Origin of the sequence: Campylobacter concisus, from assembly GCF_003048375.1 — a bacterium.
Taxonomy (GTDB): Bacteria; Campylobacterota; Campylobacteria; order Campylobacterales; family Campylobacteraceae; genus Campylobacter_A; species Campylobacter_A concisus_T.
The window spans coordinates 1,817,560-1,835,964 of record NZ_CP021642.1; the positions used below are offsets into that span (position 1 = coordinate 1,817,560).

Below are 18,405 nucleotides of genomic sequence, written 5' to 3' on the forward strand. Positions count from 1 at the left end.
TTACGCCTCCGTATTTTCTAGGCTTACGCCTTCAGGTAACTTAACGTAGAATTTCTTTATCTCGTCACGTTGGCCTGCTCTTCCTCTAAAACGCTTAACCTTGCCGCTAATTCTAAGTGAATTTACGCGAACAGGCGTTACTCCAAAATACTCTTGTAAAACCGCTTTTAAGCTGTTTTTTGTAACTCTTGGTGAAGTTTGGATAACAACAACGCCTTGTTCTTGAAGGCCTAGAGTTTTTTCTGTATAAATAATTGTTTTGATATCAGTTATATCCGCCATTTTAGCCCTCTTTTGTTATAGTTTTTAGTGCAGCTTTTTCAATGATAACCGAACTAAATGTAGAGACAAGATAAGCATTTACCTCATTTGCATCTACTACATAGCAGTTTGCTAAATTTCTAAAAGCAAGTAGTGTTTTATCGTCTAGTAAATCTTTAACGATAAGTGCGTCTTTTACTTTTAAATTTTTGATGATATTAGCTGCATCTTTTGTCTTTCCAGACTCGATTGAGATGCTATCTACTGCGAAAATTTTACCATCTTGTGCTTTTACTGCCAAAGCGTACTCAAGAGCTAGTCTTTTTTGTTTTTTATTGACTTTTTGAAAATAGTTTTTCTCGTTTGTTGGACCAAATGCAACTGCACCGCCTACCCAAACGTTAGTTCTAGTTGAACCCGCTCTTGCACCACCACGTCCTTTTTGTCTCCATGGTTTTTTACCACCACCGCTTACAAAAGCACGACTTTTAGTATGAGCCGAATTTGCTCTTATACCAGCAAGGTAAGATTTTACATAAAGATATAGGTTGTGCGGATTTACTTCAGCGTAGCTTGCAGGAAGCTCTAACTCGCCTGAATTTTCAAATTTATCGTTTAATACGTGAATTTTACTCATTTTACAATCCTTATTTTACCCATTGCACCATTGTGACCAGGAACGCAACCTTTTACAACTACGATGCCATTTTGAGCGTCAAAGCTTATTAGCTCGTTTTTAACAGTAACTTTCTCATTGCCCATGTGTCCTGCCATTTTCATACCTGGTTGAACACGACCTGGCCATTCGCAGTTACCAATTGATCCGTGGCGTCTGTGGAAACGTGAGCCGTGGCTTTTTGGACCACCACCGAAACCATGTCTTTTTACCACACCTTGGTAGCCTCTACCTTTTGAGTTAAAGCTAACTTTTAAAATTTTAGCCTCATTTAATGGTGTAAAGTCTAGGTTTCCAACTTCGCTATTAGCTACTTCAAGCGTAGCAAATTTGTTAAATTCTGCTGTCAGATTGTATTTCTTTTGCTGACCAGCGATAGCTTTGTTGTTTGCTTTAGTGTGGGCATACGCTACGATAGCACGTTTGTTTTCGTCGATCTCACATACTTTAGCCTCAACTAGCTTAAGTAGTGTAACTGGCGTACTCTTCGTGGCAATCGTTCTACTCATGCCTATTTTTTCTACAATATATTCCATACTCTTATCCTTTTGTCCGCTTATTTCATCGCACGAACTTCGACATTAACTTCTGGAGCTAGGTCGAGTTTTGTTAGGCTATCTACAGTTTCTGGAGTAGCAGCTACGATGTCAAGCATACGAGCGTGTATTCTCATCTCAAACTGCTCACGTGAGTCTTTGTTGATGTGTGGAGATTTTAAGACTGTATAGCGTTTGATCTTTGTAGGCATTGGTACCGGGCCACGAACGTCGGCACCTGTTCGTTTGACAGCTTCTACGATTGCTGCAACAGTACGGTCTAGAACTCTATGGTCGTAAGCTTTTAGCTTTAACCTGATTCTTTCCATGTGTTTTCCTTTAAAAAGAACTTGTCGCAAACTCGCGACCTCTTTACATCAAAATAACCCGCATAGGATCAAGCGATCGTACGAGCAAGACATAGGTCTTTCGTAAAGAGATAGGGATTTTACAAAAAAGCTATTATAGTTGTCAAGAAAAACGCTATTTTTTGTTGAATTTTGATTAATTATTTCCTTTTAATAAGGAAAGTATCTAAGTTAGCCATAGATAAATTTTAGATTTTTTATATATTAGTTTGAGCTTTTAAAGAAGTAAAAATTTATCCTAGTTAGTTTTCGACTAGGATAAATTTTGATTATTTTAAAATTAGAATATTTTTTACTTTTTATGATTTTTTATATATTCTTGATATCCCTTAAAATCATAAACAAATCTTTTTATCTCTTGTCCAGTTGTGTAGTCTTTGTAGATTGATTCGTAAGAGTCCCCAACTTCCATAAGCTCTACAATTCTCTCATTACTATAAAGTGCTTGTTGTATAGCAGCTTCAGTTGTATTAATAAACTCAGTATCTTTATTTAATCCTCCCCCTTCATAATTTTTTCTCATTAATTGTGGGGTTAGTTCTATTACTTTTATAATTTTTTTATTTGGGATATCACAATATGGGGTATGAAATACCATTCCTAAATCTCTAATATATAGCTCATAGAGTGGAGGATGCTTTGCAAAAGTTTGATCATTGTCCATTATGCTATATTCACCGCGAGGTCCTATTTGTACTTGTCCTTCATATTTTGGTGAATTGTAATATGTTACAGCAAGTCTTCTTGCGTTTTTAAATTTTTCTTTTGCAGTTGCATCTACAACCAAGCACCAAAGGTTTAGATCTTGTTCCTTTGCCATTTTTAATGACAGTTCTTTACTTGGTGGTAAAGTCAAGCTACAACCAGTAAAAGACAATGCCATTACGCCTAAGATAGCTAATTTATACATTTTTTTCATCTCATCTCCTTTAAGTAATGTTGCTTGTATATAAACGTCAGTCTATATACATTTGGAATTTAAAGCATTCTACGTATATTGCACTTAAGTATTTATTAAAAAAATTTAAAGCAATATTTTCCTTTTTAAAAGGAAGTGGCTATAATTTCAAAAAGCCAAAAAGGTCAAATTTGAAAAGTTTAGAAACGCTCTATCAAGCACCCATTAAAAATGCTAAATTTATCCCTAGAAAATATGAGATCATCTCGCCAAAGACGATTATCATTGGCGCTATATCAAGTGGCAAAACAGCCCTTGTTTATGAGTTTTTGAGCCATTATAAAAGCGAGGAGAGGCTTTATATAAATTTAGACGATATAAGGATAGATAGAGCCTCGCTTTTAGCAAATTTAAAAGAGTTTTTAGAAAAAAATGCCCAGATAAAAGTGCTCGCGGTTGAAAATTTACAAGCCGCTGATCTTATAAATTTAGACTTTCTAAAGGATGCTGCACTTGAGAATATCATCATTACAAGCAAGGAATTTTCACTCTCGCTTGATGGCTTTGCACGCATAAATTTAAACTATCTCGACTACGAGGAATTTATACTATTTTTTAAGAAAAATTTAGACCAAGACCTGCTTTTTAGCTACTTTTTGGCCCATGGCAACGAGATAGCAAGCGCCTTTTTGGACTCCAGCGAGGTCACAGCCCACTTGCAGCAGCTCTTAAGAGCAAATTTAAACGAGCAAAACATCGCTATCTTAAAAGAGTGCGCGACAAAGTGCCACGATACGATAAGTGCCTTTGGGATTTATAAAAACCTAAAAGAGCAGATGAAAATTTCAAAAGATAGTGTTTATAGCGCGATAAATTTGCTAAATGAGAGTGGATACGTTGAGTTTGTGCCAAATTTAGATGAGAGTAGCACGAGCAAGAAAATTTACTTTACAAATTTCGCACTTCGTAATGCTTTATGTCTAAAAAAGGACTTTTTGGCTGTCTTTGCAAATGTCGTTTTTTGCGAGCTGCTTAAGTTTAAAGATGAAATTTACTACACAAAAGAGATCGATTTTTTCCTTGCCAAAAAGAAGCTTGCGATCATCTGCGTGCCATTTTCTGCGCCTGAGATCGTCTTTTTAAAATTTAAAAAACTCCACGCAAGTCTAAAAGAGCTAGGCGTTAGCAAACTTCAAATCATCAGTGTCGCAAACCAAGCCGAGCAAAGCATCGAGGGGATAAAGTGCGAGATCTTGCCATTTTCTAGGTGGAGCCTAGGTTTATAAATTTAAACTCTTTGTTTGATTATCATTTTAAAAGTCTAGAGATAAAATAGTTATAATCAAAAAAACTATAAAGGACGGACATGAGAGCATTTTTTGGGATCTTATTCATCGCTGCAAGCCTTTTTGGCTATGAGATAAACCACGAAAACTGGGCTAAATTTTATAAATTTAGTGGCGATGCAAATGGTGTGAAATTTGAAGTTTATATGAACTATTTTAAAGATGAATTTGAAAATTTCAAACAAACCAAGAGCTTTAAGGTCCCGCCTAAGATAAGCGGCCACATCTTTTTTGACGGCGCAAAATACGACTATGAAAAGGGCTCTTTTGAGCAAAATGGCAGTGAAATTTCTTCATTAAATGCAGTCTCAGACAAGATAAATTTAGACGTTAAAAACGAAAACGGCGAGCTAAAAGGCAAGATAATCGTCAAAAACAAGGCCTACAACGCCACCGTAAAAGAAGAAAAAGAGTATGAGATCCTAAATATCGGCATCCAAATGACCGAGGCAAACGGCACAAGATACGAAGCGATCACTAACGACATCTTTGCTAAAGACTCAGCCAAAAAGTATAAAAACAAGCTTCTTGCAGAGTTTTACGACCTAAAAAGCGAGCGCAAACAATGGCCAAATAGCCAGTATGAGAGCCTAAAAGAGATCTACTACATCAACGACAAAATAAAGAGCGTTTGCACCTATAAAAATGAAAAGACAAACTGCGAGGTAATCTCGCTTGCGACGAACAAAAAGCTAAAACTAAAGCAAATTTTTAAAGATATGAATAACGAACATCTAAAAGCAGTCCTCGCAACCGCTGGCGTGAGCGATAACTTCGTGCTTTCGCCGCTTGGGCTTACATTTTTAAACGAAGAGCAGATCAGCGTGCCACTTGAGGAGCTAAGACCTTACTTTAGCGATGAAGTCGGGCTGTAATGGCTAAAATTTGTGGTATCGACGAGGCTGGACGTGGGGCGCTGGCTGGGCCACTAAGCGTGGCTGCTTGCGTGCTAAATAGCGAAATTTCTGGTCTAAACGACTCCAAAAAACTAACCGCAAAAAGGCGCGAGGAGCTCTTTAAAGAGATCACAAAAAGCTCAAATTTCCTCATCGCCTACTTCTCAAACGCCCAGATAGACGAGCTTGGGCTAAGTGAGTGCCTAAGGCGTGCGCTCAAACTTTTCAAGGCGCATTTTGAGAGCTTTGAGATTATTTACGATGGAAATTTAGACTACGGCGTTGGCATCACGACGATGATAAAGGCTGACGGCAAGGTCGCTGGGGTAAGCGCTGCTAGCATATTAGCAAAAGTAAGCCGTGACCGCTTGATGAACGGCTGGGATAAATTTTATCCAGCATACGGCTTTGCAGGGCACAAGGGATATGGCACAAAGTCGCACCTAGATGCGATAGCTAAATTTGGCTACTCAGACTTTCATAGAAAAAGCTTTGTCATAAAGCCAAAACTCACGCAGGGTTCGCTATTTTAGCTGCGCATCCTCCATATAAAAAAGCACGCTTGCGTCGTAAAATTTATAAACTCCGTTTTCTTGCACGATTTCCATAGAGCGCAGAACAAAGACCCTTTTGCCTACTTCAAGGATCAAAAGCTGCTCTTTTAGCTGCTCAAATACCTCAGCGCCAAAGTCGCCGTCTGGCTTTAAATTTAAACTTGCAAGCGCCTTTTCTAGGTGCTTTTGCATATCTATACTAACTCTTTCATTATCTAGCTGTATAACAAGATCATCGCCATTTGTGCTGCTTGAGACTACGCTTTTTATGGTCGCCTCTTTGACGTTTATACCGATATTGCCTGAGTTAATGCTAAATACCTGCCACTTTTTCTCCGAGATACTCTCTAAATTTGATATAAATTTTTTATTCTCTAGCGCAAATTTATCGCCGTTTTCTACGAGATAGTCAAATTTATCTTGCAAAAAGTAGAGCTTCTCTTCGCCGATCTTGCCCACATCGCCACTTAGCGTGCCATCGCTACCAAGCAAATGTAGCGCCTTTAGCTCTCTTAGCAAAAGCTCTTTTTGAGAATTTATGGTAAGCAGCTTCGTATCAAGGACAAAATGGGTGAAAAATATGCCAAATATCATCAAAAATGCTAGAAATTTATAAGGGAAATTTCTAAAAAATATCATCACAAAATAGCTCAAATTTGCAAATATCACGCAGGCGATGAGATATATCCTAGGCTCGCTTAGGCCGTACTCGCCGACTCTGTGCATGACTCCCCACCAAAGCAAAACGCTAGGCAAGATGACAAAAAGTGGCAAGAGCTTAAAAATTTGATCATAAATTTGGCTTTTGATGAGTAAATTTAGCCCTCTTAAAACAAAGCCAGCGATCAAGCAGGCAAGCACGATGTAGGCCACTCCGCCGCGTGGCAGCTCAAATAAAACAAGCCTATAAATGCAGTATAAATTTAGTAACGCCACATAGATGATGAGCAGGGGATTTAGGATGAAATTTATGGCGATCTTGATGAAATTTAAGAGCCTATACTCGCTAAATTTGCTCTCAAAAAAGATAAATAGACAAGGCAGTCCAAAAGAGACCAGTGTCAGATAAAGCCTTTGCGTCCTGTGGCTGGTTAATAGCTCCAGCCCAAAAAGGTAGTTAAGCCCTGCGAAAACAGCCAAAATGCCAAGAAAAAATAGATGAAAAATGGCAAATGAGATGAGTAAATTTAAAAGTCTTGCTAGGCTCTGGCTTATAAATTTCTCATTATCTTTGGCAAAATTTAAAGAGAATAAAAGCACAAAAGCCATGAGATAAAGTGTCACAAGATCGCTGGCATGGCCGCTTAGCTTAAGGCCAAAAAAGTAAAGGCTAGCTCCAAATATCAAAAAGTATAAAGGGAGTAAAATTTGCCTTTTATTTAGATAGATAGCGACCAAAAGTAGCGGCTCAAGCAGCCAAAATCCTCTGTAATCCTCAATGATCTGACTTGAACTAAGAAAAATAGTAGGCAGACTAAACGCCAAAATGGTAAGAAGCAAAATTTTTTTATCAGCAAATGCAGCTTTTAGCTCGGTGATGATCTGCAAGGTCGTCCTTTAAAGGATGAAATTTAGCCACATTACGTGGCTAAAAGTGGGGGTTTAGAAATTTGCAAGGGGGGCAAATTTCTAATTAAATTTAGATTTTTAAAAGCTCGGCTTCTTTCTCTTTTACAAGAGTGTCGATCTTTGCGGTGTAGGTGTCAGTTATCTTTTGAACCTCATCTTGACCCTTTTTGCTCTCGTCTTCTGTTATAGCTTTGTCTTTTTCAAGCTTTTTGACCTCGTCGTTTGCATCTTTTCTCACGTTTCTTATACTAACTTTTGCCTTTTCGCCCATAGCTTTTGCATGTTTTGCGTTTTCTTGGCGTTGCTCGACGGTCATCGGTGGGAAAAATAGTTTAACACTCTCGCCGTCGCTGTTTGGATTGACGCCGATATTTGCAGCTTGGATAGCTGATGAGATCGCTTTTATCATGCTCTTTTCCCAAGGTGTGATAGCGATAGTCGAAGCGTCGCTCGTAAGCACGGTGGCTACTTGGTTAAGCGGAGTTGGCGAGCCATAATAATCAACCATAACGTTATCTAGGATGTTGATATTTACCTTGCCAGTTCTAAGCGTTGTAAAATCGCGCTTTAGTGAAGCGATCGCCTTTTCGCAACCCTCTTTTTGGGTATCGTAAATTTTATTTAGCATTGGTGTCCTTTATTAGAAGTTTTGTGCTTCTGTGATGATCTACTTTTAGCGACATTAACACTTTACGTTTATCAAGTGGTGGGTTAAATTTACACTCAAAAACGCCATTTGTCATAGGTACTTTTCTAAAGCCATCAAAGCCAGTCATGAAAAAACTGCCCTCACTTGCGTTAGTGTCGGTCTTGATGATGAGCTTGTCGATCGCATTGTTTTGCGGATAGCCCTCTGGAAATATCCACTCGGCGTTTAAAAATTTGCTATTAAAAGTTAGTGCTATCTTTGTGCCATTCATCACTGGCGTTCTGTAAAGATCATAAACGTCGCTTTTATCTGAAACTGCGCCTGAGTTTTGATTTAAAAGTGCTAAAAAGCCAAATTCTTTTGCCAAAGAGACGACCCTACTATCGATCTCGCCGTAAGGGACTGCAAAGTATTTTGGCTTATAGCCCATGTGCTTTTCAAAGGTCTCAACGCCCTTTTGAAAGTCCTCTCTCAAGGCCTCATCACTAAGTCTAGTCATCCTTGGATGAGCGTATGAGTGGTAGCCGATCTCGCCGTAAGCTTCTAGCTCTTTGATCTGATCAAAGTCTAGATAATCACCATATTTGTTCGCGCTTGCCTCTACATAGACCATCAAAGCAAATGGGTAGTTATACTCTTTAAAAAGCTCAAGAGCGTTATTGTAAAAGCTTTTGTATCCATCATCAACGGTGATAACGATCCAATTATCAGGGATCGGCTCACCAGCATTTACCGCATCGACAAGCCTTGATAGCTTGACAACTTCGTAGCCGTTATTTTTGAAGTATTCAAACTGAGCTCTTAAATTTTGAATAGAAATATCTGTGCTAACGTGCCTTGGATCGTCAAAGCGGTGATAAACTAGGATGTGAGCGTCTGCCAAAGCAAACGTTAGCGTCAAAAGTGACGCTAAAAACGTTTTTATCATTGTTATTTTGCTGGGTTTTGTGGTGCGCTAGGAGCTGCTGGCACGTCGTTTGATTTTGGTACGACTAGAGATTTGCTATCGACGCTATCAACGATAGAGCGTTTTAGATCTTTGTTGTAAAAATATCCAAGCGCAAGTGTGTTTAGGATAAACAAAACGCCTACCACAAAGGTAAATTTAGCTAAAAATCCAGCTGGTCCTTTTGCTCCAAAAAGGCTCTCGTTGCTTCCACTGTATGCTCCAAGACCGATAGATGAGCTCTTTTGGAGTAAAACTGCGATCGTGATAACGACAGCTAGAACAAATTGCAAGATTAAAAATATTAAACTCACGAAATTTCCTTTAAATTTTTTAAATAGTTTGCGATTATACAAGAAAAGATTTAAATTTTTAGTTAAAGTTCTTTTTCAAGCTCATAAAGCTCGTATCTTATGCTTTTAAAAAGCTCAGCTCGCTCTAAATTTATAAGCTTAAAGCACTCTTCAAGCACGCGGGCGCTCTCCTGGGCACGCTTGAAATTTGCAGTGATGATCTCGTCTAAATTTAATCTTTCTTGCTCGCTTTTTGTGCTGGTTTTTAAAACGTCATTTTGTGAATTTCTAAATTTTAAAAATTCTTTTTGTGGGATTTTTGCCTTGTGGCGGAGGGATTTTATCTTATAGGCGAGCTTAGCATCGTCAAAGACATATCTTTTTATATCTTCAACGACGCGAAGCCCTTCTTTTAGCCTATTTAGATTCGCATCTATCACTCGGTAGATGCGCTCGTCATTAGTCATTTCTATTAAAAATGCCTAAAATTTGTAGTAATGATGTAAATAAATTTACAAAATCAAGGTACAAAGCAACTGCACCCTCAACTGGTGTCTCGTAGTTGCCACGGATGATATTTTGTGTATCAAAAAGTATGTAAGCACTAAATAAGATCGATGAAATACTTGCGATTACAAGTTGAAACATCGTGCTTTTAACGAAAATGTTGATGATCGCTGCCACAACGATAACTATCAAAGTTATAAATAGCATCTTGCCCATCGTTGTAAAGTCGCGTTTTGTATTCATCGCAAAGACGCTTAATGCACCAAATGCAACCGTTGTCAAACCAAATGCCTGAGCTACGATACTAGCGCCACTTGGCATAGCGAGGATCGCTGAAAGTAGCGGAGTTAGCGTAAGACCGCTTACAAATGTAAATGCAAAAAGAAGTATTAAATTTAATCCCTCTTTGCGTTTAGCTGCCATTAGACCAAAAAGCAATACAAACTCTAGTATCACAAGCCCCCAAAACAAAAATCTATTTGCCGCAAAAACGCCAGCAATGCTAATGCCTACATAAGCGCCAGCAGTAGCTGAAAGTAGTGATGCTGCAAAAAGTTGATAAGTTTGTTTTATAAAAGTGCTTAGTGAGCTTTGAGAATACGCAAGCTCTTCTTGATTTTGCTTAGCGTAGTTTCTATCATACAAACTCATTTTTTCTCCTTATGAATTTTTGCAGTGAGTTTAGCCTAAAATAATTAAACAATATATAAAAAGAAGTTTAATAAAAAATATTAGTTTAAAGTCCGTTTTAGAGGGCATTTTTTTGATTAAATAAAAGTTGCTATAATCGCGTTAAAAATATAAAAATGGAGATAAATTTTATGGATGATTCAATACTTGAAGGTGCAGTAAAATTTATGGAAGATGGCTTTTTAGAGCATGAAGAGCTCTTTAAAAGCTTGCAACACAAACAAGATCCACACACGCTTTTCATATCTTGCGTGGATTCAAGAGTCGTGCCAAATTTGATAACAAACTGCCTGCCAGGCGAGCTTTTCATGGTGCGCAATATCGCAAACATCGTGCCACCTTATAGGGTGAGCGAAGAGTTTTTGGCGACTACCTCGGCGATCGAGTATGCGCTTGAAGTTTTAAACATCAAAAACATCATCATCTGCGGACACTCTGATTGTGGCGGATGCGCAGCACTTTATGTTGATGAAAAGAAGCTAAAAAACACTCCAAACGTTAGAAACTGGATCAGGCTAATAGAGCCGATCAAGCGAGAAGTGCTTAAATTTACAAGCGATGATCCAGCCAAAATGGCGTGGCTAACCGAGAGGCTAAACGTGATAAATTCGATAGAAAACATAATGACATATCCAAATGTAAAAGAGGAGTATGAAAGTGGCGAGCTTCAAATTTATGGCTGGCACTACATCATAGAAACTGGCGAAATTTTTAGCTACGATTTGAAAGAGGGCACGTTTAAACTTCTAGCGGACAAAAGAGGCGAAAATGCGTAAATTTCTAACCATCATCCTACTTTCTTTCATAACTCTTTTTGGCGCTGATAACAACGTAACGCAAGAAGACGATATCATCAGCATAACAAATCAAATTCAAACCCTAAACAGCCAGATAAATATCATAAAATCTCAGCAAAAAGACCTAAACGCTTCAAAGATCGATAACTCAAATTTGATCACTCTTCAAAAGAAAAAGAGCGATCTTTTAGAAAAGATACCAAACTACGTCATGCAGATCGAGGTAACACAAAGCGATATAAATAAATTTAATCTGCAAAAAGAGGCACTAGAAAAAAAGGTTGCAAGACTTGAGAAGCAGTCAAACAAGGACGCCTATATCCAAAGTGCTATCGAGCTTGAGAAGATGAAGGTTGATTACGCTTACTACTCAGCACTTATTAGCCTTGAAGAGATCTTTAAAAAGGGTGCTAAGGCAAATTCTATAAAAGAAGTGATAGATAATGGACTTTTAAATTTACAGACAAATTCTTATGTAAGTATAAAAGATCTAAAAGACTCACTAAATGACACTTCAGGCTCTTACGACAGCGCCTTTTTTGACCTTGAGCTGAAAAAAGAGAGTGAAGAAGAAATTTTAATCTATCTTAAAAATAACGCCGATCTTCTAAGCTCAAGCATGCTCTTGTCTGAGCTAAATTTAGTCGATGCAGTCGAGTATATAAACAAAACAACAGCCATAAATTCAAGCAAATTTAACATCGGCAAGATCGTTGTTATCGTTGCGATATTTTTATTTTTTGTCTCGCTAACTAGAATTTTAGCCAAGCTCACCTACTGGGTGATGTCACTCGTCGCTTCAGGCGAAGGGGTAAAAGAGGCTAAAAATCAGATCGTTGATATCATCAAAAAGCCGATCTCAGCACTTCTTATCATCTATGCGCTAAACATCTGTATCGGCATTGGATTTTATCCAGTGCCAGTGCCTCTAACGGTAGCAAATATCTTTTCTATCATATATATAGTCGCATTTTCATGGCTTGTTCTCACCATACTAAATGGCTACGGCATCGCTATACTCGACAAGATCGCGCAAAAAAGCAAGCGTAAAGAGGTGATAAACCTAGCACTAAAAGTGATCTACGTGATCGTGCTTATCATCACACTTTTACTGATCCTTCAAAAGCTTGGCTTTGATATCTCAGCACTCATCGCCTCACTTGGTATCGGTGGTCTTGCTGTTGCCTTCGCTGCTAAAGACATCATCGCAAACTTCTTTGCATCTGTTATGATGCTCTTTGACAACTCATTTTCACAAGGCGACTGGATAGTTTGTGGCGACATCGAGGGCACGGTCGTTGAGATAGGATTTAGAAAAACAACAGTTAGAAGCTTTGATAACGCCCTTATCTTCGTGCCAAACTCAAAGCTAGCGAGCGATCCTGTTAGAAACTGGACCAGAAGAAAGGTCGGCAGACGCATAAGAATGGTTATTGGCATCGAGTATGGACCAACTACAGAAGAGATCAAAAAATGTGTAAATGACATCAAAAATATGCTGATAAATCACCCAGATATCGCTAAAAGCGAAGATATCGCGGCTAATAAAAGAGGACTAAAATATAGACAAAACATAGTTTCGGTTGATGACTACGCTGGATATAAGTCAAATTTATTTGTCGTGGTTGATGACTTTGCTGATAGCTCGATAAATATCCTAGTTTATTGCTTTGCAAAAACTATCGTTTGGGGAGATTTTCTAGACGTAAAACAAGATGTAATGCTAAAAATTATGGATATTTTAAAGCAAAATGGTCTAAATTTTGCATTCCCAAGCCAAAGCTTGTATATCGAAAATATCAAAGATAAAATTTTTTAAGGAGAGAAAAATGAGTGATGATTTTGACTACGAAGAGGTAGAAGAAGACTACTCTGAATTTAACGACGAGGACGAGGATAGTAGCGATAGCTATGACTATAACTACGACGAAAATGACTACAACTATGAAGATAGCGATGAGAATGAGGATAGTTACGACTCGTATTAAAATGGTCTAATTAAATTTAATGGATGAAATTAACGGAGAGAATGCTTGGTACAGGAATTTATAGAGCAAGATAGCTACAAGGCTATCGATGACATTTACAAAACGATATTAAACGTAGCGATAGTAAGTAACGCCTTTGTCTTGATCGTGCTGTGTAGTTTTTACTTTGACTTAACGATCATTTTTATCTGTTTTTTATTTCTTTCTATTAGCACTGCTTTAAGGATTAGATTTAATATCAAATACAGATTTTTAATCTCGGCCATCTTTCAACTAAATGTCATCACCGCAGTTATCGCTGGCGTTGTTGGCATGGGCTGGAGCTCTAGTATATGGATAACACTCCTTGGCGTTATCTTTATAAACTACTTTTTGGCTTTTAACCAAAGACTTCTTACCTACTCTGTCTGCCTTCTTGAGCTATTTGTCCTTTTGTGGCTATATCTTACATATAAAGATAAAGTAGTTGAGATAGACACCATGGTACAAATAGGCTCAACCTGTATAAGCGTTTTCTTTACTTTTTACTTGGTCTTTAGACTTTCGTTTTTCTCTGATGCGATCACATCTAGTGGCTACAAACAGATCAGCGAAGAGAAAGAGGAGATAGAGAGAATTTCTAAGTATGACTTTTTAACCGGTCTTTTAAATAGACGCTCTATTGAAAGAACACTTAGATATGAGCTAAAAGAGCTTAGAGAAAAAAGCAGTGACGCAAATTTAGTCGTTATGCTAGGAGACATCGATAACTTCAAAAAGATAAATGACACCTACGGACACGACTGGGGCGATAAGGTCTTAAAAGAGATCGCAAGAGCCTTGCAAGATACTTTTAGAGAAAATGACCACATTTGTAGGTGGGGTGGAGAGGAATTTCTAGTTATCTTGCCTGAAGTTAAAACCGAAGACGTAAAAAAGGTAGAAACCAGACTTGGCACAAGGATAGCGCAGGTAAAACTGCCTGATAAGAGCTCAGTAACCATGACCTTTGGTCTAGTCCTTTGCGCAAATGGCGTTATAACTGATATCGACACAGTCATAAACAAAGCTGATAAAAAGCTATATGAGGGCAAGAAAAATGGCAAAGACCGCATCGAGTATGAGATCATGAAGGCAAATAAGGACAAAGACAATGCCTAAAATTTCACTTTATATCTCACAAAAGATCATCGTCTTTTCGCTTCTAGCTGTACATACTTTTTACCTAGTTATGTTCTACCTCATGGGCGAAGAAATTTTGGCTGTGGCAAACATCCTTTCTGTTAGCATATATCTTTTTGCACTAAAGATACTCTTTGATAGCGAAGAGAACAACAAGATCGTGATGCTCATCTTGCAAGTAGAAATTTTACTCCACGCCTCACTTTGCGTCTTTATCCTTGGTCTAGGCTGGGGCTTTGAAATTTTATTTTTAACATCAACTATTAGCCTCTTTTTCTTATCAGTTAGCTTTAAAATGTTAAGCAGAATTATCTCTTTACTAGATATCGCGGCATTTTTATTTTTTTATCTAGTGATAGATCTACCAGCAAAGGACGATCCTTTATACAAAGAGATATTTTTTGTATTTAACCTAACTGCATCTTGTGTGTTTGCTGTCTTAACATCATTTTTGCTAGAGAGCTCAAATTTATTTATATTCTTAGGCATCTTAGAAGAGAAAGAGTCCGCTAAAGCTGTCTTTAACCACGACCCACTAACTGGACTTTTAAACCGAGCTTCGATGCAACAAATTTTTAGACAAAAGAATTTATTTGACGGCAATGACTTTGCTATCGTGATGTGCGACATCGATAACTTTAAAAAGATAAACGACACCTACGGACACGGCGCAGGCGATGAAGTGCTAAAGAGCCTTTCTAAAATTTTCAAAAACGCTTTCAGAAATGAAGATAGGGTTGCGAGATTTGGCGGCGAAGAGTTTTTGGCTGTTATCTTTGACGTTAAAAAGGCAAAAGCGGTTAGCATCTTAGAGCGTATCAGAGAGACGCTTAATCAAAATGTCGTTGAATTTGAAAACCATAGAATCATAGCTACTATGACCTTTGGTGTCGTGGCTCACAGCGGCAACACTGAGGTAAATATCGAGCGTATGATCAAGCAAGCTGACGAGCTGCTTTATGTCGGTAAGCGAAATGGTAAAAATATCGTTATGAGTGCGGATTACGATCCAAAAGGATAAATTTAGAGGCCTAAGCCTCTAAATTTTAATGTCCATACATTATGTTTGGTAGCCAAAGTGAAATTTGCGGTATATAAGTAACCAAGATAAGGCCAAAGAACAAGGTCAGCGTCCATGGCAAGCACGCCATGATGACCTCTTTTAAGTTCATATTTGTAAGACCGCTTGCGACAAATAAATTTAGTCCAACAGGCGGAGTCACCATACCTATCTCCATATTTACAACCAAGATGATACCAAAGTGAATAGGATCAACGCCAAGCTGCGTAGCTATCGGAAGTAAGAGCGGCACCATGATCATGATAACGCTTGAAGGCTCCATAAACTGACCCATGATAAAGAGCAAGATATTTACAAATATCAAAAATCCTATCATGCCGATATTTGCGTCAAGTATCATCGAAGCGATCGCTTGCGGGATCTGCTCGCTAGTTAGCAAATATGCAAAAACAACGGCATTTGCGATGATGAAAAATATCATAGCTGTTGTAAGGGCTGAGTCTAGGCAGATGTCCCAAAGATCTTTTATCTTTATATCTCTATAGATAAAAAGTGAGATAAATAGCGCATAAACAGCACTTGCCGCAGCAGCTTCAGTCGGAGTGAATATGCCTCCATAAATTCCGCCAATGACCACAACAACGATAAGTAGCGCCCAAAATGCTTTTGCAAATTTCTGCACTCTTACTTTAAATGGCTCAGCCTTAGTCGCTTTAAATCCAAGCTTTTTTGCTCCAACGTAGGTTTGCGCAAGCATCATGCCACCAAGCATAAGACCAGGTACGACGCCAGCCATAAAGAGCTTGCCGATACTAACCTCAGCAGTTACACCATAAACTATCATAACAACTGAAGGTGGGATCAAAATTCCAAGCGAGCCAGCCGTAGTTATGCCGCCCACTGCGTACTCTTTTGGATAGCCAGCCTCTTTTATAGCTGCAAACATAATTGAGCCAATGGCCACAACCGTCGCAGGTGAGCTTCCAGAGACGGCTGCAAAGATGATGCAGGCAAATATCGCGCTCATAGGCAAGCCACCTGGCAAGTGTCCGACCATAGACTTTGCAAAGTCGATGATACGCCTTGCTGAGCCGCCTTTGCTTAGTAAATTTCCAGCCAAAATAAACATCGGGATCGCCATTAGTGAAAATTTATTGATACCATCAAAAATTAGCTGCGGGATCGTAGCGATGTCTATGTCTGTAAAAAATATCATCGTTAAAACGGTGCTTGTGCCTAGCGAAACCGCGACTGGCACGCCTATTAGCATCAGTGCAAAAAGCAGGATAAATAAAAATGCTATTGTCATCTTTTTTCTCCTTAGTCTTTGACTACGCTACCATGAGCTAGCTCGTGCGCTTCGTTGCTTACGACCTTTGCTGCTGGAGTTAGAGCTACTTTGATAGCCTTTTCAGCCGAGCGGTAGCTAGCTGTGACAAAGGCTATTGGAAGCACTAGCATAGGGACCCATTGAGGTATGCCAAGGTCTATTATCATCTGCTCGATCTCGTGCAAAATTTTAAGATAATCAACCGAATAAACCGCGATAAATATCAAAAAGACAGTTGTTAAAATGTGCGAAAAGAGCAGGCACGCCTTTGCAAGCGCTGGTGGAAATTTCTCCACCAAGATAGTTACGCTCACGTGGATGCCCTTGTTAAAGCCATACGCTGCGGCAAAAAACGCCGACCAAATAAATAAGTAGTTTGATAGCTCGCTCGCCCATGACCAGCTTTTGTCAAAAAAGTATCTAGCCACGACGTTGGCAAAGGCTAGTAGCGTTCCACTAGCTAGCCCTAAAACGGCGATAGTCTTATTGAGCGAGACTATCAATATATCAAGAGCGTTAATGAAATTTTTCATTATTTTGTCTCGATTGTTTTTTCTATAAGCTCTTTGCCGATGACATCGTAAAATTTAGGATAGATAGCCTGCATAGTCTTCTCCCACTCGGCTTTTTGTGCGTCGTCTATCTTGAAAATTTCTAGCTTTTTAGTCTCTGCTATATATTTTTCAAGCTCGGCTATGACGTGAGCGTCCTCTTTAGCTGTCTCTTCTCTCTCGTAAGCTGTAGCCTCGCTTAGAGCTTGTTTTACATTTGCTTTTAGATCATCTGGTAGTTTGTTCCAAAATTTATCACTCATAACAACTAGATAGCCTAGATATCCGTGGTGTGAAAGCGTAAGAGAGCTTTGAACCTCGTGAAATTTAGAGTTATAGAAATTTGATAGTGGGTTTTCAGTCGCATCAACTACGCCTTGTTGAAGCGCAGAATAAACCTCTGAAAATGGCAGAACTTGTGGGTTGCCACCGATCGCTTTGATCTGCTCTTCAAGCACTTTTGAGCTTTGGATTCTAAATTTTTGTCCTTTTGCATCTTCTGGCACAAGGATCGGTTTTTTACTTGAGCTAAAGTGCTTAAAACCAGCATCCCAGTAATCAAGCGCTACAAAGCCTTTCTTAGTCACAAGGTCTTTTAGCTCCTCGCCAACTGCGCCATCTTGAACCTTGTGAAGGTGGTCTGCATCTTTAAAGATGAAAGGTAGGTCAAATAGCTGAAACTGCGGCACGATAGGTGTAAATTTAGAAAAACTAGGAGCTGCCATTTGAACGTTACCAAGTTTTAACGCGCCAAAAACTCTGTCATCATCAAGTAGCTGAGCTGATGGGAAGACTTGAACTTTTATCTTACCGCCACTTAGCTCCTCAGCACGCTTTGCAAAAAAGTCAGCTGCCTTGCCCTTTGGCGTAGAAGCTGCAACAACGTGAGCAAATTTGATCGTATAGACCTTATCCGCACCAAATGCTAAGCCACTGATGGCACATGTAAAAAGTAAAGCTTGTAAGAATTTCATCTTTCATCCTTTGTAATAGTTTTGATAGGTGCATTATAAATTTCAAAAATAAAAATTTAGAAATTTTGTTTCATAAATTCACATATCTTTATTTTTATATGTGTATTTTTGTAACATTTTTGATCTAAAATGGATAGTTTTTGCTTTGTAAATTTAACGTAAAAATTTATTTATCATTTTTATAGTCTATTTTTGTTACGTTTCTACACATATTTTTGTATTATTTTTTACATTTAGAGAAATTTAAATTTACTTTTCTCTCTTTTAGAGAGCTAAATTTGCTCTTTTAGGATATAAATTTTCACTCTTATAACCATAAATTTTTAAAGCAAATTCTCCTATCTTTTATAAATGAAAAATTTAGCTTTTATAAAAACGCCCTATTTTTGGCTTA

The 18,405-nt window shown here is 38.4% G+C and carries 22 protein-coding genes; 8 read left to right on the forward strand and 14 right to left on the reverse strand.

From position 1 onward, the window contains the following. From CCS77_RS09095 to CCS77_RS09115, 5 genes are all read right to left on the reverse strand, one after another. Positions 1-282: a 50S ribosomal protein L23 gene (locus tag CCS77_RS09095; RefSeq protein WP_002941535.1), complete on the reverse strand. Its 282-nt coding sequence runs from the start codon at positions 280-282 to the stop codon at positions 1-3. Between the two features lies 1 nt (position 283). After that, positions 284-898 carry a 50S ribosomal protein L4 gene (gene rplD, locus CCS77_RS09100; RefSeq protein ID WP_012140561.1) on the reverse strand — a complete coding sequence of 205 codons (615 nt, stop codon included), beginning with the start codon at positions 896-898 and terminating at the stop codon, positions 284-286. After that, positions 895-1,473 (reverse strand): 50S ribosomal protein L3, encoded by a 579-nt coding sequence (rplC, locus tag CCS77_RS09105; protein WP_002941563.1) that lies wholly within the window; start codon positions 1,471-1,473, stop codon positions 895-897. The genes rplD and rplC overlap by 4 nt, the downstream gene beginning before the upstream one ends. A gap of 20 nt (positions 1,474-1,493) precedes the next feature. Further along, positions 1,494-1,802 carry a 30S ribosomal protein S10 gene (gene rpsJ, locus CCS77_RS09110; protein WP_009295257.1) on the reverse strand — a complete coding sequence of 103 codons (309 nt, stop codon included), beginning with the start codon at positions 1,800-1,802 and terminating at the stop codon, positions 1,494-1,496. Positions 1,803-2,133: 331 nt separating this feature from the next. After that, positions 2,134-2,760, reverse strand: a complete 627-nt coding sequence (locus CCS77_RS09115) for a hypothetical protein (RefSeq protein ID WP_087581156.1) — start codon at positions 2,758-2,760, stop codon at positions 2,134-2,136. 170 nt (positions 2,761-2,930) lie between these two features. On the opposite strand from CCS77_RS09115, the gene CCS77_RS09120 reads away from it, so the two are divergent. The 3 genes from CCS77_RS09120 (at position 2,931) to CCS77_RS09130 (ending at position 5,514) form a co-directional block, all read left to right on the forward strand. Beyond that, on the forward strand, positions 2,931-4,025 hold the full coding sequence (locus CCS77_RS09120; RefSeq protein ID WP_107917196.1) for an ATP-binding protein: 1,095 nt from the start codon (positions 2,931-2,933) through the stop codon (positions 4,023-4,025). 80 nt (positions 4,026-4,105) lie between these two features. After that, a complete protein-coding gene (locus CCS77_RS09125) occupies positions 4,106-4,960 on the forward strand; it encodes an S-adenosylmethionine tRNA ribosyltransferase (RefSeq protein WP_107917197.1) in 855 nt (284 codons plus the stop codon). Then, a complete protein-coding gene (locus CCS77_RS09130; RefSeq protein WP_107917198.1) occupies positions 4,960-5,514 on the forward strand; it encodes a ribonuclease HII in 555 nt (184 codons plus the stop codon). The genes CCS77_RS09125 and CCS77_RS09130 overlap by 1 nt, the downstream gene beginning before the upstream one ends. Here the strand turns inward: CCS77_RS09130 and CCS77_RS09135 are convergent. The 6 genes from CCS77_RS09135 to CCS77_RS09160 all read right to left on the reverse strand — a co-directional run bounded on the left by CCS77_RS09135 (position 5,506) and on the right by CCS77_RS09160 (position 10,150). Continuing rightward, on the reverse strand, positions 5,506-7,083 hold the full coding sequence (locus CCS77_RS09135; RefSeq protein WP_107917199.1) for a DUF4153 domain-containing protein: 1,578 nt from the start codon (positions 7,081-7,083) through the stop codon (positions 5,506-5,508). The genes CCS77_RS09130 and CCS77_RS09135 overlap by 9 nt on opposite strands. 91 nt (positions 7,084-7,174) lie before the next feature. After that, entirely contained in the window at positions 7,175-7,732 is a 558-nt protein-coding gene (gene frr / locus CCS77_RS09140; RefSeq protein ID WP_002941557.1) for a ribosome recycling factor, read from the reverse strand. After that, entirely contained in the window at positions 7,722-8,681 is a 960-nt protein-coding gene (locus tag CCS77_RS09145) for a polysaccharide deacetylase family protein (RefSeq protein WP_107917200.1), read from the reverse strand. The genes frr and CCS77_RS09145 overlap by 11 nt, the downstream gene beginning before the upstream one ends. A gap of 2 nt (positions 8,682-8,683) precedes the next feature. Further along, the gene (secG, locus tag CCS77_RS09150; protein WP_103598458.1) at positions 8,684-9,013 is read right to left on the reverse strand and encodes a preprotein translocase subunit SecG; all 330 of its coding nucleotides are present in this window, start codon (positions 9,011-9,013) and stop codon (positions 8,684-8,686) included. Positions 9,014-9,075: 62 nt separating this feature from the next. Next, complete coding sequence (locus tag CCS77_RS09155; RefSeq protein ID WP_107917201.1) at positions 9,076-9,459, reverse strand: thiamine-phosphate pyrophosphorylase; 384 nt, start codon at positions 9,457-9,459, stop codon at positions 9,076-9,078. Continuing rightward, positions 9,452-10,150 carry a Bax inhibitor-1/YccA family protein gene (locus CCS77_RS09160; protein ID WP_002941542.1) on the reverse strand — a complete coding sequence of 233 codons (699 nt, stop codon included), beginning with the start codon at positions 10,148-10,150 and terminating at the stop codon, positions 9,452-9,454. The genes CCS77_RS09155 and CCS77_RS09160 overlap by 8 nt, the downstream gene beginning before the upstream one ends. A 170-nt stretch (positions 10,151-10,320) precedes the next feature. Between CCS77_RS09160 and CCS77_RS09165 the strand changes: the two genes are divergently transcribed. The 5 genes from CCS77_RS09165 to CCS77_RS09180 are packed head-to-tail and all read left to right on the forward strand — an operon-like array spanning position 10,321 to position 15,156. Then, positions 10,321-10,965 (forward strand): carbonic anhydrase, encoded by a 645-nt coding sequence (locus CCS77_RS09165; RefSeq protein ID WP_107917202.1) that lies wholly within the window; start codon positions 10,321-10,323, stop codon positions 10,963-10,965. Then, on the forward strand, positions 10,958-12,805 hold the full coding sequence (locus CCS77_RS09170) for a mechanosensitive ion channel domain-containing protein (RefSeq protein WP_107917203.1): 1,848 nt from the start codon (positions 10,958-10,960) through the stop codon (positions 12,803-12,805). The genes CCS77_RS09165 and CCS77_RS09170 overlap by 8 nt, the downstream gene beginning before the upstream one ends. A 10-nt stretch (positions 12,806-12,815) precedes the next feature. Continuing rightward, entirely contained in the window at positions 12,816-12,974 is a 159-nt protein-coding gene (locus tag CCS77_RS10535; protein ID WP_180996993.1) for a hypothetical protein, read from the forward strand. A 45-nt stretch (positions 12,975-13,019) separates the two neighbouring features. Beyond that, positions 13,020-14,114, forward strand: coding sequence for a GGDEF domain-containing protein (locus CCS77_RS09175; RefSeq protein ID WP_107917204.1), 1,095 nt, complete (start codon positions 13,020-13,022; stop codon positions 14,112-14,114). Then, positions 14,107-15,156 (forward strand): GGDEF domain-containing protein, encoded by a 1,050-nt coding sequence (locus CCS77_RS09180; protein WP_107917205.1) that lies wholly within the window; start codon positions 14,107-14,109, stop codon positions 15,154-15,156. Before CCS77_RS09175 ends, CCS77_RS09180 begins: the two co-directional genes overlap by 8 nt. A gap of 25 nt (positions 15,157-15,181) precedes the next feature. On the opposite strand, the gene CCS77_RS09185 is transcribed toward CCS77_RS09180, so the two are convergent. Genes CCS77_RS09185 through CCS77_RS09195 form a run of 3 tightly spaced genes read right to left on the reverse strand, consistent with a single transcriptional unit; the run spans position 15,182 to position 18,011 of the window. Continuing rightward, positions 15,182-16,465 carry a TRAP transporter large permease gene (locus CCS77_RS09185; protein WP_107856717.1) on the reverse strand — a complete coding sequence of 428 codons (1,284 nt, stop codon included), beginning with the start codon at positions 16,463-16,465 and terminating at the stop codon, positions 15,182-15,184. Between the two features lie 11 nt (positions 16,466-16,476). Next, the gene (locus CCS77_RS09190; protein ID WP_021084026.1) at positions 16,477-17,019 is read right to left on the reverse strand and encodes a TRAP transporter small permease; all 543 of its coding nucleotides are present in this window, start codon (positions 17,017-17,019) and stop codon (positions 16,477-16,479) included. Further along, the gene (locus tag CCS77_RS09195; protein ID WP_107917206.1) at positions 17,019-18,011 is read right to left on the reverse strand and encodes a DctP family TRAP transporter solute-binding subunit; all 993 of its coding nucleotides are present in this window, start codon (positions 18,009-18,011) and stop codon (positions 17,019-17,021) included. The genes CCS77_RS09190 and CCS77_RS09195 overlap by 1 nt, the downstream gene beginning before the upstream one ends. Between the last annotated feature and the right edge of the window lie 394 nt (positions 18,012-18,405).

Coding starts and splice junctions, on each gene's coding strand:
- CCS77_RS09185 (WP_107856717.1), bottom strand. CDS start 16,465: ATGACAATAGCATTTTTATTTATCCTGCTTTTTGCACTGATGCTAATA.
- CCS77_RS09095 (WP_002941535.1), bottom strand. CDS start 282: ATGGCGGATATAACTGATATCAAAACAATTATTTATACAGAAAAAACT.
- CCS77_RS09115 (WP_087581156.1), bottom strand. CDS start 2,760: ATGAAAAAAATGTATAAATTAGCTATCTTAGGCGTAATGGCATTGTCT.
- CCS77_RS09130 (WP_107917198.1), top strand. CDS start 4,960: ATGGCTAAAATTTGTGGTATCGACGAGGCTGGACGTGGGGCGCTGGCT.
- CCS77_RS09155 (WP_107917201.1), bottom strand. CDS start 9,459: ATGACTAATGACGAGCGCATCTACCGAGTGATAGATGCGAATCTAAAT.
- frr (WP_002941557.1), bottom strand. CDS start 7,732: ATGCTAAATAAAATTTACGATACCCAAAAAGAGGGTTGCGAAAAGGCG.
- CCS77_RS10535 (WP_180996993.1), top strand. CDS start 12,816: ATGAGTGATGATTTTGACTACGAAGAGGTAGAAGAAGACTACTCTGAA.
- CCS77_RS09180 (WP_107917205.1), top strand. CDS start 14,107: ATGCCTAAAATTTCACTTTATATCTCACAAAAGATCATCGTCTTTTCG.
- CCS77_RS09165 (WP_107917202.1), top strand. CDS start 10,321: ATGGATGATTCAATACTTGAAGGTGCAGTAAAATTTATGGAAGATGGC.
- CCS77_RS09160 (WP_002941542.1), bottom strand. CDS start 10,150: ATGAGTTTGTATGATAGAAACTACGCTAAGCAAAATCAAGAAGAGCTT.
- rplC (WP_002941563.1), bottom strand. CDS start 1,473: ATGGAATATATTGTAGAAAAAATAGGCATGAGTAGAACGATTGCCACG.
- CCS77_RS09190 (WP_021084026.1), bottom strand. CDS start 17,019: ATGAAAAATTTCATTAACGCTCTTGATATATTGATAGTCTCGCTCAAT.
- CCS77_RS09195 (WP_107917206.1), bottom strand. CDS start 18,011: ATGAAATTCTTACAAGCTTTACTTTTTACATGTGCCATCAGTGGCTTA.
- CCS77_RS09145 (WP_107917200.1), bottom strand. CDS start 8,681: ATGATAAAAACGTTTTTAGCGTCACTTTTGACGCTAACGTTTGCTTTG.
- rpsJ (WP_009295257.1), bottom strand. CDS start 1,802: ATGGAAAGAATCAGGTTAAAGCTAAAAGCTTACGACCATAGAGTTCTA.
- CCS77_RS09125 (WP_107917197.1), top strand. CDS start 4,106: ATGAGAGCATTTTTTGGGATCTTATTCATCGCTGCAAGCCTTTTTGGC.
- rplD (WP_012140561.1), bottom strand. CDS start 898: ATGAGTAAAATTCACGTATTAAACGATAAATTTGAAAATTCAGGCGAG.
- CCS77_RS09170 (WP_107917203.1), top strand. CDS start 10,958: ATGCGTAAATTTCTAACCATCATCCTACTTTCTTTCATAACTCTTTTT.